This is a genomic window from Bdellovibrionales bacterium (assembly GCA_016714165.1).
Classification (GTDB): Bacteria; Bdellovibrionota; Bdellovibrionia; order Bdellovibrionales; family UBA1609; genus JADJVA01.
Genome location: JADJNU010000001.1, coordinates 1,217,598 through 1,232,295, shown reverse-complemented (window position 1 = coordinate 1,232,295; position 14,698 = coordinate 1,217,598). Strand labels below are relative to the sequence as shown.

General features: G+C 50.8%; 14 protein-coding genes. 11 read left to right on the top strand and 3 right to left on the bottom strand.

What is annotated here, in order from left to right; translation table 11 throughout:
- Positions 1–9 precede the first annotated feature (9 nt).
- The 4 genes from IPJ71_05520 to selU all read left to right on the top strand — a co-directional run bounded on the left by IPJ71_05520 (position 10) and on the right by selU (position 3,578).
- Complete coding sequence (locus tag IPJ71_05520) at positions 10–933, top strand: hypothetical protein (protein MBK7843143.1); 924 nt, start codon at positions 10–12, stop codon at positions 931–933.
- Positions 854–1,855: a hypothetical protein gene (locus IPJ71_05515; protein MBK7843142.1), complete on the top strand. Its 1,002-nt coding sequence runs from the start codon at positions 854–856 to the stop codon at positions 1,853–1,855. The genes IPJ71_05520 and IPJ71_05515 overlap by 80 nt, the downstream gene beginning before the upstream one ends.
- Positions 1,839–2,318 (top strand): hypothetical protein, encoded by a 480-nt coding sequence (locus IPJ71_05510; protein ID MBK7843141.1) that lies wholly within the window; start codon positions 1,839–1,841, stop codon positions 2,316–2,318. Before IPJ71_05515 ends, IPJ71_05510 begins: the two co-directional genes overlap by 17 nt.
- A 69-nt stretch (positions 2,319–2,387) precedes the next feature.
- The gene (selU, locus tag IPJ71_05505) at positions 2,388–3,578 is read left to right on the top strand and encodes a tRNA 2-selenouridine(34) synthase MnmH (protein MBK7843140.1); all 1,191 of its coding nucleotides are present in this window, start codon (positions 2,388–2,390) and stop codon (positions 3,576–3,578) included.
- Here selU and IPJ71_05500 read toward each other — a convergent pair.
- Positions 3,498–5,018: a hypothetical protein gene (locus IPJ71_05500; GenBank protein MBK7843139.1), complete on the bottom strand. Its 1,521-nt coding sequence runs from the start codon at positions 5,016–5,018 to the stop codon at positions 3,498–3,500. The genes selU and IPJ71_05500 overlap by 81 nt on opposite strands.
- 168 nt (positions 5,019–5,186) lie before the next feature.
- Between IPJ71_05500 and IPJ71_05495 the strand changes: the two genes are divergently transcribed.
- From IPJ71_05495 to IPJ71_05475, 5 genes are all read left to right on the top strand, one after another.
- Positions 5,187–5,786 carry a LemA family protein gene (locus tag IPJ71_05495; protein ID MBK7843138.1) on the top strand — a complete coding sequence of 200 codons (600 nt, stop codon included), beginning with the start codon at positions 5,187–5,189 and terminating at the stop codon, positions 5,784–5,786.
- The gene (locus IPJ71_05490) at positions 5,783–6,541 is read left to right on the top strand and encodes a TPM domain-containing protein (protein ID MBK7843137.1); all 759 of its coding nucleotides are present in this window, start codon (positions 5,783–5,785) and stop codon (positions 6,539–6,541) included. The genes IPJ71_05495 and IPJ71_05490 overlap by 4 nt, the downstream gene beginning before the upstream one ends.
- Positions 6,541–7,197: a hypothetical protein gene (locus IPJ71_05485; GenBank protein ID MBK7843136.1), complete on the top strand. Its 657-nt coding sequence runs from the start codon at positions 6,541–6,543 to the stop codon at positions 7,195–7,197. The genes IPJ71_05490 and IPJ71_05485 overlap by 1 nt, the downstream gene beginning before the upstream one ends.
- A gap of 108 nt (positions 7,198–7,305) precedes the next feature.
- Complete coding sequence (locus tag IPJ71_05480; GenBank protein ID MBK7843135.1) at positions 7,306–8,721, top strand: hypothetical protein; 1,416 nt, start codon at positions 7,306–7,308, stop codon at positions 8,719–8,721.
- Positions 8,722–10,496: 1,775 nt separating this feature from the next.
- Positions 10,497–10,835, top strand: a complete 339-nt coding sequence (locus IPJ71_05475) for a histidine triad nucleotide-binding protein (protein ID MBK7843134.1) — start codon at positions 10,497–10,499, stop codon at positions 10,833–10,835.
- Between the two features lie 74 nt (positions 10,836–10,909).
- Here the strand turns inward: IPJ71_05475 and IPJ71_05470 are convergent, their stop codons facing one another.
- Both IPJ71_05470 and IPJ71_05465 read right to left on the bottom strand, forming a co-directional pair.
- Positions 10,910–12,250, bottom strand: a complete 1,341-nt coding sequence (locus IPJ71_05470) for a 4Fe-4S dicluster domain-containing protein (protein ID MBK7843133.1) — start codon at positions 12,248–12,250, stop codon at positions 10,910–10,912.
- Between the two features lie 133 nt (positions 12,251–12,383).
- On the bottom strand, positions 12,384–12,563 hold the full coding sequence (locus IPJ71_05465; GenBank protein MBK7843132.1) for a hypothetical protein: 180 nt from the start codon (positions 12,561–12,563) through the stop codon (positions 12,384–12,386).
- Positions 12,564–12,786: 223 nt separating this feature from the next.
- On the opposite strand from IPJ71_05465, the gene IPJ71_05460 reads away from it, so the two are divergent.
- On the top strand, positions 12,787–13,308 hold the full coding sequence (locus IPJ71_05460) for a cyclic nucleotide-binding domain-containing protein (GenBank protein MBK7843131.1): 522 nt from the start codon (positions 12,787–12,789) through the stop codon (positions 13,306–13,308).
- 2 nt (positions 13,309–13,310) lie between these two features.
- The gene (locus IPJ71_05455) at positions 13,311–14,666 is read left to right on the top strand and encodes an AI-2E family transporter (protein MBK7843130.1); all 1,356 of its coding nucleotides are present in this window, start codon (positions 13,311–13,313) and stop codon (positions 14,664–14,666) included.
- Positions 14,667–14,698 lie beyond the last annotated feature (32 nt).

Genomic DNA, 14,698 nt, shown 5'->3' with positions numbered 1-14,698 from the left:
GTTCGATATATGTATCGAAAGGGAGGTTCTTTGCGATTGTCACGAGACCTTGGACTAGGACGAGTGGATCGGTTGGTGCTCGCAGTGTCTATCATCGCAATTCTCGGGAGTGCATATCTGATTGTGCAGGATCGCCTTTTGCGTGAATGGTCTGGCTATCGTGTTGATAACCGAGAGCCCATTGGCCAAATCATTGCTGCAGAACAAGATGTCCGTCGTCGAATCGGCAATAGCATGAGTTGGTTTCCAGCTTTTGAACATGAAGTTCTTTTCGAAAATGACAGCATTTTTACAGGTGAAAATTCAGGGGTAAATGTTCGATTTGAAGAAGGACTGAGCATAGACGTGGCGTCCAATAGCTTAGTGATATTGAGACGCGCCCGAAAGGACCTTGTTCTTGATCTTCAAATTGGGGGTATCATTGCGACGGTTCAAAAGGGAAATGCCATTCAACTGCGACAAGGAAATTCGGTTGCGATTCTCGAGGGCTCCCATAAAGAAAACTCCGTGAAATTACAAAGAAGTAAGAAAGGCAAGATTTCAGTCTCGACATCTTTGGGTGGGATTGAAATGCGCCTTAATGATCAAGGCAAAACGATTTCCAGAAATCGTGCCATTGAGGTCGACAATGACCGTGTATTAAAGCTTGTGGAGGATTCGCTCGTTCTTCGTAGCCCAGGTTTTGGAGCGAAGGTGTGGATTGAAGGGGGAGGATATGTCAAATTTATCTGGGAAGAGGTGATTGCGAGAAGCTTCACTCATCGCATTCAAATATCAAATGAAGAGGACTTTTCTAAGAATTTGATTCAAGAAGAAGTTCCAGCCTCCTCTTTCGCAACAAAGGATCTTTCGGTTGAAGGAACATACTATTGGCGTATTCAAGGCAAAAAAGAGCGGCGAGTCGGATTGGGAAGATATCAGTCGGCAGGGTGAATTTGTCCTGCTGAAAAAGGAGCCCCCCCTGTTGATTTACCCCTTTCACGGCATGGACATACCCTCAGGAGGGAAGTCGCTGGAATTGAAATTCGAGTGGCAAGATAAGCGGGGAGTAGATTCGTACAGATGGCAGGTCTCCTCAGATTCTCAATTTAGCTCAGGGATCCAAGAACAAGTTGTTAGCGGAACACACTTCGTGGCGGGAGTTGTTTTGGAACCGGGAGAATACTACTGGCGCGTCAAAGCAGAGGGAGCTACGCCGATAGCTGACAAATGGAGTGACGTCTACCAATTCGGAATCGATCGCCAAGCCCGATTGGAGGCAAAGGCATTGGCAGATTCCTCTTTGAAGGAGGGAGAAGTTCCACCTGAGGACCTCAAGCTGGATCCAACAAATGAGGCATTGAATTCAGATGAAAATGGCAAGGAGGTCTTAAAAGAGCTTAAGGCTCCCGAACTGTCCGAAAAAGAGAGGAAAATCACTTTGAGTTTTCCAGAGACAACTGACCGCAGTCCGGCCGGTTTGGCGAAGTTACTCCCTATCAATCCACCAAGCTTACAGTGGAAGAAAGTTGAGGGAGCGAAGACATATGAAGTGGAAATCTCTGGGACCGCAAAGTTTTCCAAAATGATTTCGTCATTTGAGACAAGATACCCTCGAGCTGTATGGAGAGCGGCTAAGCCAGGAGCATTTTACTGGAGGGCTAGGGCGCGCGCAGATGAGACTCGATCTGCCTTCAGTGATTTGGGAAAAATTGAGATCAAGCTTGATTCTCCTCGGCAGAAACAGTCTGAAATTATAATTCAAAAGGTAAGCTCTTCCTCTGAGGTTGAGACGAAAAGGGCCAAATACAAATGGAAGTGGGAGGGAGTGCCTCGGGCCCAAGGCTTATCGATTGCTGGTGAGTTCAAAAAGTGATTTCAGCAAAGATGTTGAAACTATTGATACCCGTAACAATGAAATTGAGAAAGATTTTAAGCCAGGTACAAGCTTTCTTAAAGTAGCGGCAATCAGTGATCGAAACGAAATTGTGAGCGATTTTTCTGCAACCGAAAAAATAGAAGTGAAAAATACATTTGTTTTGCCAGCTCCCCAGGTTGAGGGTCCAGAAAATGGTCTTACTCTCATTGCCTTTGGTACAGCAGCAAGTCCTGTGGTTTTTGAATGGCATGAGGTATCTCAGGCAAAAACCTATCGAATTCAATTTTCAAATGATTCCAGTTTTTCAAAAATTCTTCAGGAGAAGTCTGTAAAAAATCTTGACCTTGCTCTCAGCAGTGGGGACTTTTCGGGTCAGGTATTTTGGCGTTTGAGGGCTGAGCAAGGAAAGTATTCTTCACCTTGGAGTGCCCCTCGCTATTTCACTATCAAAAAGCAGTAGAAAGTCCTTGAATCTAAAGAGAGGCGCTGCCATAGCTAGGGCCGGAGCCTGGAGATTTATGCTGTTCTGATGGAATCCATTTCTTCAAAGGATGCTTTTGGCAAGATGGTTGTGGCGCACTCAGGATTGCGCTTGCTCGACCTTAGGTCAGAGGGAGAGTTTGCGCAGGGGAGCTTTTTCGGGGCTATCAATATTCCAATTCTGAAAAATGATCACCGCCACCAGGTAGGACTCTGCTACAAGTTAAGTGGTCAGGATGCTGCCATCCGTTTGGGTCACGAATTGGTAGATCCTTGCGTTTGGAACTGGCACTTCGTTGGCGAGAAGCCCTTGAGGGAGGGAGACCCTGATTCTTCATTGGCTTTTTGCTGGCGTGGGGGATTGCGTTCCAAGATCGCCTGCGAGTGGATGAAGGAAGCGGGACTTGCCATCGTGAGAGTAGAAGAAGGCTTTAAGGGACTGCGCCGAGAAGCACTCAATGTTTTTAAGCAATATCCTCGCTTTCTTGTTTTAGGTGGAATGACGGGATCTGGAAAAACGCGTTTTCTTAAAGAGTTCAATAACTCTTTGGATCTTGAAAGTCTTGCTTCCCACCGAGGCAGTGCGTTTGGGCTCTTTCCTCAGGAGATCCAGCCTGTTCAGATGAACTTTGAGAATTCCCTAGCTCTTGTGATGGCGAGAAAGGGCCCTTTAGGCTCAATTCTCGTAGAGGACGAGAGTCGGCAGGTTGGTCGGCTGACCCTGCCTCATGGATTGTACGAATGCATGGCTCGCGCCCCTCTGGTTTATCTTCAAGTTTCTGAACAGCAGAGGAGCGAAAACATCTATGAAGAATATGTTGAATCTCCTCTTGCGAAGGGGTTGTCCCATGAGGCTCTTTGCGAACATTTCATTCATTGCACTCGGAGGATTCAGAGAAGGTTAGGTGGCTTAGCAGCAGACCAATTGATTGCCATGATCAGAGATGCATTTGAAGCGAAATACAAAGAGCTTCACTTAACTTGGATTAAGAAACTGCTTGAATGTTATTATGACCCTCTTTATCGATTTTCGATGAATAGAAAAAATATGGTTCCTGTTTTTTCTGGTAATTGGGAGGAATGTTTGGCCTATGTCGCTCATTATCAGGCCAACGAGAAAGCTAGAAGCTCATTGTTTTTGAATGAGAAAAACAAACACCTAGAAGGGCAAATGATCCAAATTGGAAGTATTGCAAGAAAGGAGGCATTCCTGGCGGGTCAATGGAACAGGTTTAGATAGGCAAGGGAGAGTGCTTGAGTGGCGAACAACAGAGATCAAAGAAGTTGATGGATTTTTTTTCTTGCCAAATCTTTTCAAGCAGGCTGTGACGGCGTGATCTTTAAGTCCGCTACCCATCGATGGGGATGTTGCAAAGTAGTCAGCGGCTAACATTCTGTTCATTCCAATTGCCCCTTTGCTTGGTGAGCTTTGGGAAATGGTGAAATTGAATCGAGAAACATTCATCGAATCGATCACGCATTCGGATTCTTTTGTATAATGAGCGATACCGAAGGGATCTGTTCCCACGGAGTCCACCATCACGACATGGCCATTTGAAGCGATCAAGTCGCCTGGAATAAGCTCGCCAAATTTTTTACTCAGACAGTTTAAGCCGTTGCTCTGAGGTTCCTTGAGCATTCCTGCGCTGACGCCAAGAACTTGCAGAGCCTTTAGGGGTTGGTCTGATCTGAGCTTTAGACCGGCAGCGGCGTAGGCCGTGAACACAAAACCGCTGCAATCGGTTCCGAGTTCGGAACTTCCACTCCCGGAATCTTGAAAGAAGTCTAAGGATGAATGCAAGGAGGGCGAGGAGGCCGGTTTTCCACCGTAATCGTAAATGAGAGGGGCTTTTTTCAGATTTGCGCAGGACTCGGATGGCGGACTTTGATCCTTGATATAATAGTGTGTCTCGACCACATCCTTAAGAGAAGTTATTTTGCGCACATTTCCGTTGCCGTTGGGATGACGACCTACGACAGAGATTCCCTCGACTTGGGGGGAGTTAGAACTCATGGGACTGAGATTCAGAATGTCGCAACTTTGGTAGGCAACGAGAAGCGATTTCATTCCACCATAGACGGGAAGGGGATATCTATTTTTAAGATAATCAAAAATTGGACCATTCGTAGTTTCACTCGCCGGATCATGTTTGGGTTCTTTGTCTGGCTCTTCGCAATCGAGTTCCAGCTTCTCAGATGCCGACAGCAGCGCAGATCTGAGATTCAGCAATTGGTGTTGAAGTTGTCTCTTTTCAGGGGTGGTTTGATCGCCCAGCTCGAGAGCAACAAGAGCGGCAAGAGTCGTCTTGGGTGAATTCTTCGTGCTGAGTGTCTCAGGAAGTGACTTTGTCGCCAGAAGATAGAAGTCCATGTATGCGTTGACGAAGTCATCAACAAGCTTTGAGTCCAATGAATTCAAATTTCTTTCTGAAAGAATTTCGGTGAGCCTTTTTGTCAATTCAGTTTTGACGAGAAGTGGTTCTGGAAATGTCTGTTCCTCCATTAAGATGGCATCAAGATGATTAAATAGTCGACTCTGGAGGTGTTCGCACCCCAGTGATCCGGTTGTGTCGATCGCCAATTTCGCCGCAACCCTTCGACTCAAAGGAGTACAAGACGTGGCCATGAAGAGAAAAGTTAAAGCAAGAGGGGGCCATTTTTGCCTAGTCCATTTTTGCATAATAAGGGTCTTCGGCGGGAAGGGACGAGTCCTTGAGGCCTATTTGAGCGACTTTGTGCCGGTCATTGAACTTTCGCTGCAGACCTGATAGAACCCTATGGGTCGAAGTTATTTTGGTTTTCTATGGAGATTCGGATGTTTTCAGTTTTTAAAAAAGGTGGTTCTGCAATGGGTCAATCTCAGATTTTTAGGACTGGTGGTTTTTGTCTTGCTTCACTATTTTGTGTTTTTTTCCTGAGTGGGTGTGGGATTCAATCCATTCCTCAGCAGTTGAATGAAGTTGAGTCTTCTCAAGCAGAAATAGTGAACCAATACAAGCGTCGTGCAGATTTGATTCCAAATTTGGTCAATACGGTGAAGGGATATGCCTCGCACGAAAAGGAAACTCTCGAAGGTGTCGTGAACGCCAGAGCTAAGGCAACTTCAACCCAGATAAATGCTGCAGATGTGGCCTCTGTTCAAAAGTTTCAGGAAGCTCAGGGCTCTTTGGGTGCCGCTTTGTCTCGGCTGATGGTAGTGGTAGAAAAATATCCAGATTTGAAAGCCGATCAGAATTTTCGTGAGCTCCAAGCACAATTGGAGGGAACGGAAAACAGGATTACGATTGCTCGCCAACGTCACATCGAAAATATCAAGAGGTTCAATAATCTTATTACCGTTGTTCCTACAAGTTGGACAAATTCTCTGTTTTTTAAACATGAAAAGATGGCTCAGTGGACCACCGAAGATGCGAAGGCCATTGAAGCCGCACCAAAGGTGCAGTTTTGACCCATTTTTTTAGCATTTCTCTGACAGTCTGGATTTTTTCCTTTTTTCTTTCAGGACCGGCTCTCGCTGATTTTTCTGTTCCTCGCATGAGTGCTCCTGTTGTTGACCAGGCAGATCTGATTTCTGAGGGTGTAGAGCAGCAGTTGAACTCGGCGCTCCGTTATGTTCACGATCATAGCGAGACTCAGTTGGCCGTTTTGACCCTAGCTTCTTTAGGGGAGCTCAGTATTGAGCAGGCGAGTATTCAGGTGGCTGATCAATGGAAGCTTGGCACTGAAAAGTCGGACAAAGGAATTCTTGTTCTTGTTGCTCCTAAGGAACGAAGAATGAGGATCGAAGTGGGACAAGGGCTTGAAGGAGATCTTCCGGACGCGATTGCAAGGAGAATAATTGATCAAGTGATGACCCCCCTTTTTCGTTCTGGAGATCCCGAGAGGGGTATAGTTCTTGGAGTTCTCAATATCTTAAAGAGAACGAATCCAGATCTTGATTTGCAACAGTTTTTTGGTGCTCAAAAACTAACGAATCTCGTTCAGCCGAAGAATGAGAGTTCTCCTCTTTCACGAATGGCCATTTTTGTCGTGATGGCACTATTGCTTCTTCTCTTTATTCGTCATCCTTTTCTTTTTCTTCTTCTCTTGTCTGGAGGAGGGCGCGGAGGCGGTGGAGGCTTTGGTGGTGGCGGCAGTCGCGGCGGGAGTTGGTCCGGTGGTGGCGGTGGTTTTAGTGGCGGTGGATCATCGGGGAGTTGGTGATGAAATTAGAGTCATGGGCAAGAAAGTATCTGAAATCCGAAGATATTGCTCGTATTGAGACATGTGTCGCCGAAGCTGAAAAGGTGACAAGCGGAGAAATCGTTCCAGTGATAGTGCGCCGCTCGTCCTCAATTGGCCACGTGGCTCCGATGCTATTGATGATGTTTCTTCTCCTCTTTTTCGTGATGATTGAAATAGTGGAATTGGAGAATCCCGGATTTGGTCATTCTTGGTGGAATCTTGTAGGAGGCTTTCTTGTATCTATTTTGGCGACGCGAATTTTGGCAAATTCACCTCGTGTTCAGTATTTTTTTATAAATAGAATCGATGGAGAATGGCTAGCTAAGCAACGCGCAAAGATTGAATTTTATGAGGCTCGCTTGGAGCAGACGAAGGGGCGGACAGGCATTTTGTTGTTTGTTTCTCTTATGGAGCGTCAGGCAGTCGTTCTCGCTGATAGGGGGATTGCTGGCAAGCTTCCGGAAGGTACCTGGGACGAGATTGTGTTGTTTTTAATTCAAGGGGCAAAATCTCGCGATCTGGGATCGGGAATGTGTCAGGCTATTCAAAGGTGCCAAGAGATATTGAGCGAACATTTCCCGATTTTAGATGGCGATAAGGATGAGTTGTCAAACAGACCAATCATAAAAGAATAAATCTTATCTTAAGGGAATTTCTTCAATCGCATCATTCTGATCCATACGAATTATCAAACTGCTGTTTATTTCCATTAAGTTTTCACATCCTTAGGTCGAGAAGTGGGAATGATGAGCTGGGATTGGCTAAGAGTTGGAATCATTGGGTTGTTTGGTAGCTTGGGGCTGGTACTCATCCGTTTGCGGTTGCCAGCGTGGAAGAATCAGACCATTACCGTTTTGGGAGAGGGACGAGGCCGACTGGGAAGTGTGGCCGTTCTTGTCGCCTCAGTTTTTTTCGCGATTTTTAGTGGATCTGATCAGGATGCCTATTTAATTTTTTCATTTCTTCCATTTTTTGTTACTGAATGGATCAGAGTGCATCGGGGAGATTTTGCGGGACAAACGGTATTTATGTATCTGTCCTGGGCGCTTGCCGGTATTTCTGTTTGTGGAGAAAACTCGTTTATCAATCAGCTTGGCCTTTCGGAGATTCCATCGGTCCTATTGGCGGGCTTGCTGGTTGCCTTCGTCAGTTTGGGTTATTCCAAACTTGTGATGTTTAGGGGTTTGTCGTCTTGGTGGGGCTGTTTTCTGGTCCTCAACCTTTTCTTTGTGACGGATGCCCCCCAGATACAACTGAGTTCTATAGGATTCATGTTGATCACTCTCACGAACGGACTCTGGGCTTTTTTTCGAAATGAAAACGACGTAGATCAGTTTGCCGCCGGTTGGATGGGATTTTGGCTGGCGAATCAATTTTTGAGTGCAGAGATGACCGGGGTTTCGAGTCGGGATAGTTTGATCTGGTTGATTCTGTTGTCATTGCCCTTGCTGGAGGGAATCCTAATGCTGGCAAGTAGAGTTTTGCATTGGCAGGAATCTGATGGAGGCTCTTTTTTAATTCGCCTGAAGTGTTCGGGACTTCCTCGACGACATTGGCTGCTGTATTTGATTGGTATGGGGACCTATTCAGCCCTTGCTGCAAGATCATTGCTGGAGGTAAAAGATCCCACGGCTTGGCTTTTGGTCGGCGCCATGAGCTTTGTGGGAATATCGATGTTTTTTGGATTTAACTATTTGTCTCATCACCTGAGAAAGCACCAAGTACACAACGTAAGCCAGACCCTCCTGCAGAGGTATCTTCGTCTGGAAAAGACGATCAATCTCAATGTGGGTGAGTTTCAAGCAGTGGTGTACGATTTGCTGCCCTATTATCGAAAATTAGAACAGGGTGGGATTGGAGAGATCCAGGGTTTTTTGCATGACTTTGGCGGGTATTTGCGACACCATCATGCTGATCAACCTTCTATTTTGGTTGGATCCTATACGGTTTTGGTGGTTGAGGGGAAAATGGATCCACCAGGGCGATATTTAACTGATTTGACTCGCCATTACTTCGCCTTCCTTGAGTCAAAGGGTCTTCACCCATCCGTAAGCCCAGGGTATTTTTCAAGTCAGTCAAAAGCTGATCAATTTCTTCAGCGCTTTGGCCACTTGATTAAAAGCGATCAGGATAATTTGGAGTCATCGGACGCCGCTTGAAAACTCCTTTAACATTTCCCCCCTTTTTTTGAAACCTTCCCCCCCCCGGCCAAACCCCCCCCCCCCCCCCCCCCCCCCCCCCCCCCCGCGACCCCCCCCCCTGCCCGGAACCCCCCCCTTCTTTAATTCTCCCTTCTTATTTTTTTTTCACCCCCCGCAAAAAAATCCCGCCCCCCCCCCCCCCCGGCCCCCCAACCTAAAACCCCCCCCCCCCCCCCCCCTCCCCCCCCCCCTTTATTTTTGCCCCCCCCCCCCCCCCCCCCGCGCTTAACCCCCCCCCCCCCCCCCCCCTTGGGCCCCCCCCCCCCTCCCCCCCCCGTTCCCCCCCCCCCCCCAAAAAGCCCCCCGGGCCCCTGCCCGTCCTTCCCACCAACCCCCCCCCCCCCCCCCCCGGCGGCCCCCCCCGCCCCCCCCCCCCCCCCCCCCCCCCCCCCCCCCCCCCCCCCCCTTCCCCCCCCCCCGGCCCCCCCCGGTTCCCGCTGGGGCCGGCCCCCCCCCACCCCCCCCCCTCCCCCCCCTTCTCCCCCCCCTCCGCCCCCCGCCCCCCCCCCCTCTCTGAAGAACCCGGGGAGTTTTGGTGGGTTTAGGGCCCCCCCCCCCGCCCCCCCCCCCCCGCCACCCGCCCCCTCCCCCCCCCCCCCCCGCCCCCCCCCCCCCCCCCCCGGCCCCCCGGGCCCCCCCCCCCCCCCCCCCCCCCCCCCCCCCCCCCCCCCCCCCCCCCCCCCCCCCCCCCCCCCCCCCCCCCCGTTGGCGGGGGGCCCCCCCCGGGGGGGGGCCCCCCCCGGGCCGGGGGGGGCCCCGGGGGGGGGGGGGGGCCGAACCCCCCCCCCCCCCCCCCCGCCCCCCCCCCCGCCCCCCCCCCCCCCCCCCCCGCCCGGGCCCCCCCCCCCCCGGCGGGGCCCCCGGGGCCCGGGGGGGGGCACCCCCCCCGGGGCCGGGGCCCCCCGGGGGGGGGACACCCCCCGGCCCCCCCCCAGGAACCGGGGGCCCCCCCCCCCCCCCCCCCGCCCCCCGGCCGGCCGCCCCGGAACCCCCGGGGGGCCCCGGGAAACCGGCCGGGGGGGGGCCCCCCCCCCCCCCCGGGGGGGGCCGGCCCGGCCCCCCCCCGGGCGCCCCCCCAAAAAAAGGGGCCCCCCCCCGGGGGGGACGCCGGGGGGGGGGGCCCGGACCCCCCCCGGGCGGGGGGGGGCCCCCCCCCCCCGGGGGGGGGCCCCGGGCCCGGGGGGGGGGGGGGGCCGGCGGGCCCCCCCCGGGGGGCCCCCGGCGGGGGGGGCGGGGGCCCCCCCCCCCGCCCGGGGGGGGCGGGGGGCCCCCGCGCCCCCCCCCCCCCCGCCCCCCCCCCCCGGCCCCCCCCACCCCCCGGGGGGCCCCCCGGGGGGGCCCCGCCCCGGCCCCCCGGGGGGGGGCCGGCCCCCCGCGGGGGGGGCCCGGGGCCCCCGGCCCCCCCCCCCCCCCCCCGGGGGCCCCCCCCCCCCCCCCGCCCCCCCCCCCCCCCACCCCCCCTTTTTCGGGCCCCCCCCCCCGGGGGGGAAAACCCCCCCGGGGGCACAAAGGGGGGCCCCCCCCCCCCCCGGCCCCCGCCGGGGCCGGGGGGGCCCGGGAAGGGAAACAAAAACAAAACCCACCCAAAAACAAAAACCCCCCCCACCCCCAAGGGAAACCGAACTCTCTTCAGCGATTGGCTATCATGTTGTGAACTTGCCAAGCGAGATGTCTCGATAGAGGCCACCAGCACCCGCCGGGTCGAAAGCAGGCGCAGCCCGAAAGGAATTTTTATGGGAATTTTTGATAGGATCATTCGTCGTGAATTGCCCGCAGATATTGTCTACGAAGATGAGTTGTGTTTGGCTTTTCGGGATGTATCGCCTCAAGCTCCCGTACATGTTCTTTTGATTCCTAAAAAAGTGATTGAATCGATGACGGAGCTCACAGGCGAGCATTCTGATCTTTTGGGACATCTTATGGTAAAAGCTTCGCAAATAGCGCGAGATTTGGGACTTGCTTTGAATGGCTACCGACTCGTTATCAATACGAACAGTGATGGAGGGCAATCGGTTCCTCATCTTCATATTCATATCTTGGGCGGGCGACAAATGAGTTGGCCACCGGGGTGATCAAAGGGCAAGGGATTTTTGCCCTGAAGTCTTTGGCTTTGAATATCTTTAAATATCTGTCCTGCCTGGCTGAGCTACATGAGATTGTAGTTTGGTCCGCTGCCACCCTCCCGTGGCTTCCACCGAGGTCCCAGCACATCAGTGGCTTTGCAATCAACGCAGTTAGGAGCATTAACCACAAGCTTATCTCCCTGCCTTTCATAAACTCCAGCAGGACAGACATGAGTGTAGAATTCGGCCACATCGGGAGGGACTTCCTTCCCAACAATGAGATGAGATGGGATGTCATCTCGCGTTTTATTTCCAGATAGGTAAACAGCATCGACTTTGCTCAAGCCATCTCTCTTTTCTTCAGGAGTAAACAACTTAGGCTCTTCGGCATCTTCTTCAAATGTCACTGCGCCTCCAAATAAGCCTCCACCGGAGGCCGACATGAGAGCTGCCTTAAATCCACCGAGATAAAATCCTGATTTGAAGGCTTGTCGCATATTGCGAACTTTGTAAAGATCGCTGTGAATCACACTCGATTTTATCAATTGATCGTAACCAGAAAGAGTTTTTGCCGAGGTATCTTTTGCCTTGAGTGCATTAAAAGCGACTCGTGCTGAGTGAATCCCCGACAGAATCGCATAGTGAATACCCTTCAAGGCAGGGACATTAACCATGCCAACACAATCTCCCGCCATCAAAAGGCCATCTCCGTGAAAGCGCTGAGGAAATGAATGATATCCTCCCTCAGGAATGGTTTTGGCCCCCCACTCAATGACTTCACCGCCTTTCAAATATTGACTGAAAAGAGGATGCTTTTTCAACTTTTGCAGTAAGTGATGCACGTCGAGAGAACTTTGACGGTAGTCTAAGCCTACGACCAATCCAATTGCGACAAGGTCGTCACCCAGCGGGTACATAAAACTTCCGCCAAAGGCATCGGTAGGTAAGGGCCAGCCCATGGTGTGAGTCACCAGGGTCGGCGGGGATTTGACACGCCAGATTTCCTTTACTCCCAAAGCGTAAATCTGAGGGGATTCTGGTTCAATTTTCTGCCAATTCAAATAAGCCTGGGTGAGAGCTCCGCGCGTGCCTTCAGTGAGAACAGTGATTTGGCTCAAGACATCAGTGGGTGGCATATACTGCGCACCTGGCTGTCCCTCTCGATTAAGTCCCGCGGGAGTTGTTCTGACTCCAATCACGGAATTATCTTTTGTAAGGAGAGAATCCACAGGAAAACTGGTTAACAAGTTAATTCCAAGTTCCTCAGCCTTTCCGCCGAGCCAGCGTACCACTTCGCAAATAGAGGCCACGTAATTTCCGGTGTTATGCATGGTTGGTGGTGTTGGAATGCAAATTGACTTCGATTCAGTCAGAACATACACCGAATCTCCCTTCACGGCCCCACGAAAGGGAAAGTCCTTCATTTCGAATTCGGGAAACAACATTTTTAAAGAAACGGGATTGATGACAGCTCCTGATAGGCTGTGCCCTCCAAGAGAGCTTGCTTTCTCAAGAACTCCAATCTCTAAGTTGCCGATAGTTCCATTGTTTTCCTTGTCATCTTTTTACAAGCCGGGCGAGCTCTATCGCCCCAGCAAGTCCAGCAGGTCCCCCTCCAACAAAGACGACATCCATTGCCACTGCCTCGTCGTTTGGAGGAGGATTTTGAATGATGAAGTCTTGCCAAGAAAGATCTGGTTGATATATGGCCGGGACAAAAGATGAACCGAGGGTCATAGGGGCCTCCTTGAGTCACTGTCTTGATACCACAATTCAAGAAACTGAGCTGCCAGATTGAAGTTTTAGGCAAAAGGGGATCCATTGTCTATCCTTTTGTCTAGGTCGAGTGAACGGGGTTAAAAAAAAGGGGGTGACCTTTTTCATTGGTGCTCCGCCCTAATTTTAAGAAGTGAGGACTTAGTTCCGATGAGGGAGCGTGATGAAGTGAGGGTTATCAAGAATGGCAAATTTATCAATCCACGAAATTTTCTGGTCCAGTAAGTTCCGAAAAAATAAATCTCGCGATGTTTCGCGAAATGATTTTTTACGAATTATTCCGTTTTTTGAACATTTGACGGATCAGCAACTCAAAATACTGGCAAATCGCCTTCATGAGAGACGCTATGAAGAAAATGAGTACCTTTTTGAGGTCAATCACCCGGGTGCTGCGCTATTTGTCATTATTCGAGGCGAAGTCGTTGTCGAAACGACGAGTGACCCAAGCTCGCGGATCGTTCTCGCCTCCTTGAAATCCTCAGAATTCTTGGGTGAATTGGCTCTTCTCGATCAATCCCCTCGATCCGCTTCAGCGAGAGCAACAAAGCCAACTGAAGTGTATGCATTATTTCGAACAGATCTCATTGAACTGGCTAAATCCCATCCCGAGATCGCATGCGAAGTATATCGGTCCTTGGCATTCATCGTTGGCGAGAGATTAAAAGCAACCAACCGTCAGGCGGACATTCACAGAAAGAGCGCTTAATTATGGATGACAATCGGCGTTTTAGATCGCTTGTTTTTGCGGGACTCATTGTTCCCCTCTTGATCTTGAGCTTTTCGTACCTTGCTTGGTCGCTCAGGCCCTTGATCTTGCCACTTATTATCGGAATCTTGTTGGCTTATCTTTTTAGGCCCTTGAAAACACTTTTTCGTTACCGCTGGCTTCCAAATAGTTTGAGAGTTCCAATCATATTTTCATTGATCTTGGGGGTTCTGTTCGGTGGAGCCTTTTTTGTGAAGAGCAATATTCCATCAGAAAAAGAAAAGTTGGAACTTCTCGTCAGGATGAAGTTTAAGCTAAACGAAAAATTTGATAAAATAATGGGGATTGATCCTGTGACTGGAAGAGGGAACTATCTCTACGAAATGATGGCTGATGATGTAGCTCCCGTGCGTGTTCAACTCATCAATATTCTTTCCTTGTCTCCTGAGCAGGCTCTTGCATTCGAACAATACCATCAGGGTTTGAAGGGGCAGGAAAGGGTCCCAGAGAAGTATTATGAATATTTCCTGGCGAATAGCAAAACAAAGGGAAGTGAAGGGTCCTTGGCTCCCGAGAAATCAACGAACGATTCCGCTCCGAATGCCAATCTGAATGCCGCCGGCAGTCCCAGTTCTAATCTCAATTCGAATTCAGGTTCTAGTTCCAACAATAGCAACGCCATAGGCAACTCCAATTCTGGATCTCACGAACAGTCGGTGTTAAAAACGGTTGTCAGTTTACTCTCGATCTGGCTTTTGCTGCCAATCGCATTCCTCTTTTTTCTTATTGACGATGGAGCCATTGCTCAATTTTTTGTCCGTCTTGTGCCAAATCGCTATTTCGAACTATCCTTGACAGTGTTGGAGGCCGTCGATGGGGCAATAGGAAAGTATCTGCGAGGACTTTCGATGGAGTGCGGGCTGGTTGGAGTGAGTCTGGCTCTCGGTCTATTTGTGATCGGGGCCGCCCCAAAGATTGCAATATTCATTGGCATTCTGGCGGCCTTTGCGACAGCAATTCCTCTTGTTGGACCAGTGATGGGCCTTGGACTTAGTCTCACTTACGGAATTATAGCAGAGGAAATCAATCCACTGATTCCAATGGTGACATTGGACAATCTTCTTTTGGCAGTTTCAATTGTCGTAGCCATTGTTTTTGCTCTCGACAACTTGGTTTTTCAGCCCATTGTGCTTGGAAGTGCTGTGAATCTTCATCCCTTGGTGGTTATTTTGGGTATTATGGGAGGCTCAATGTTATTTGGCCTGGCGGGGGTCCTGCTTGCCGTACCTGCGATTGTCATCACCAAAACCATTCTTCAAAATACATTTCGTGGCTTGAAGGACTATCGGATTATATAAACAAAAATAAAATTTGGCTATTCAATGGAATA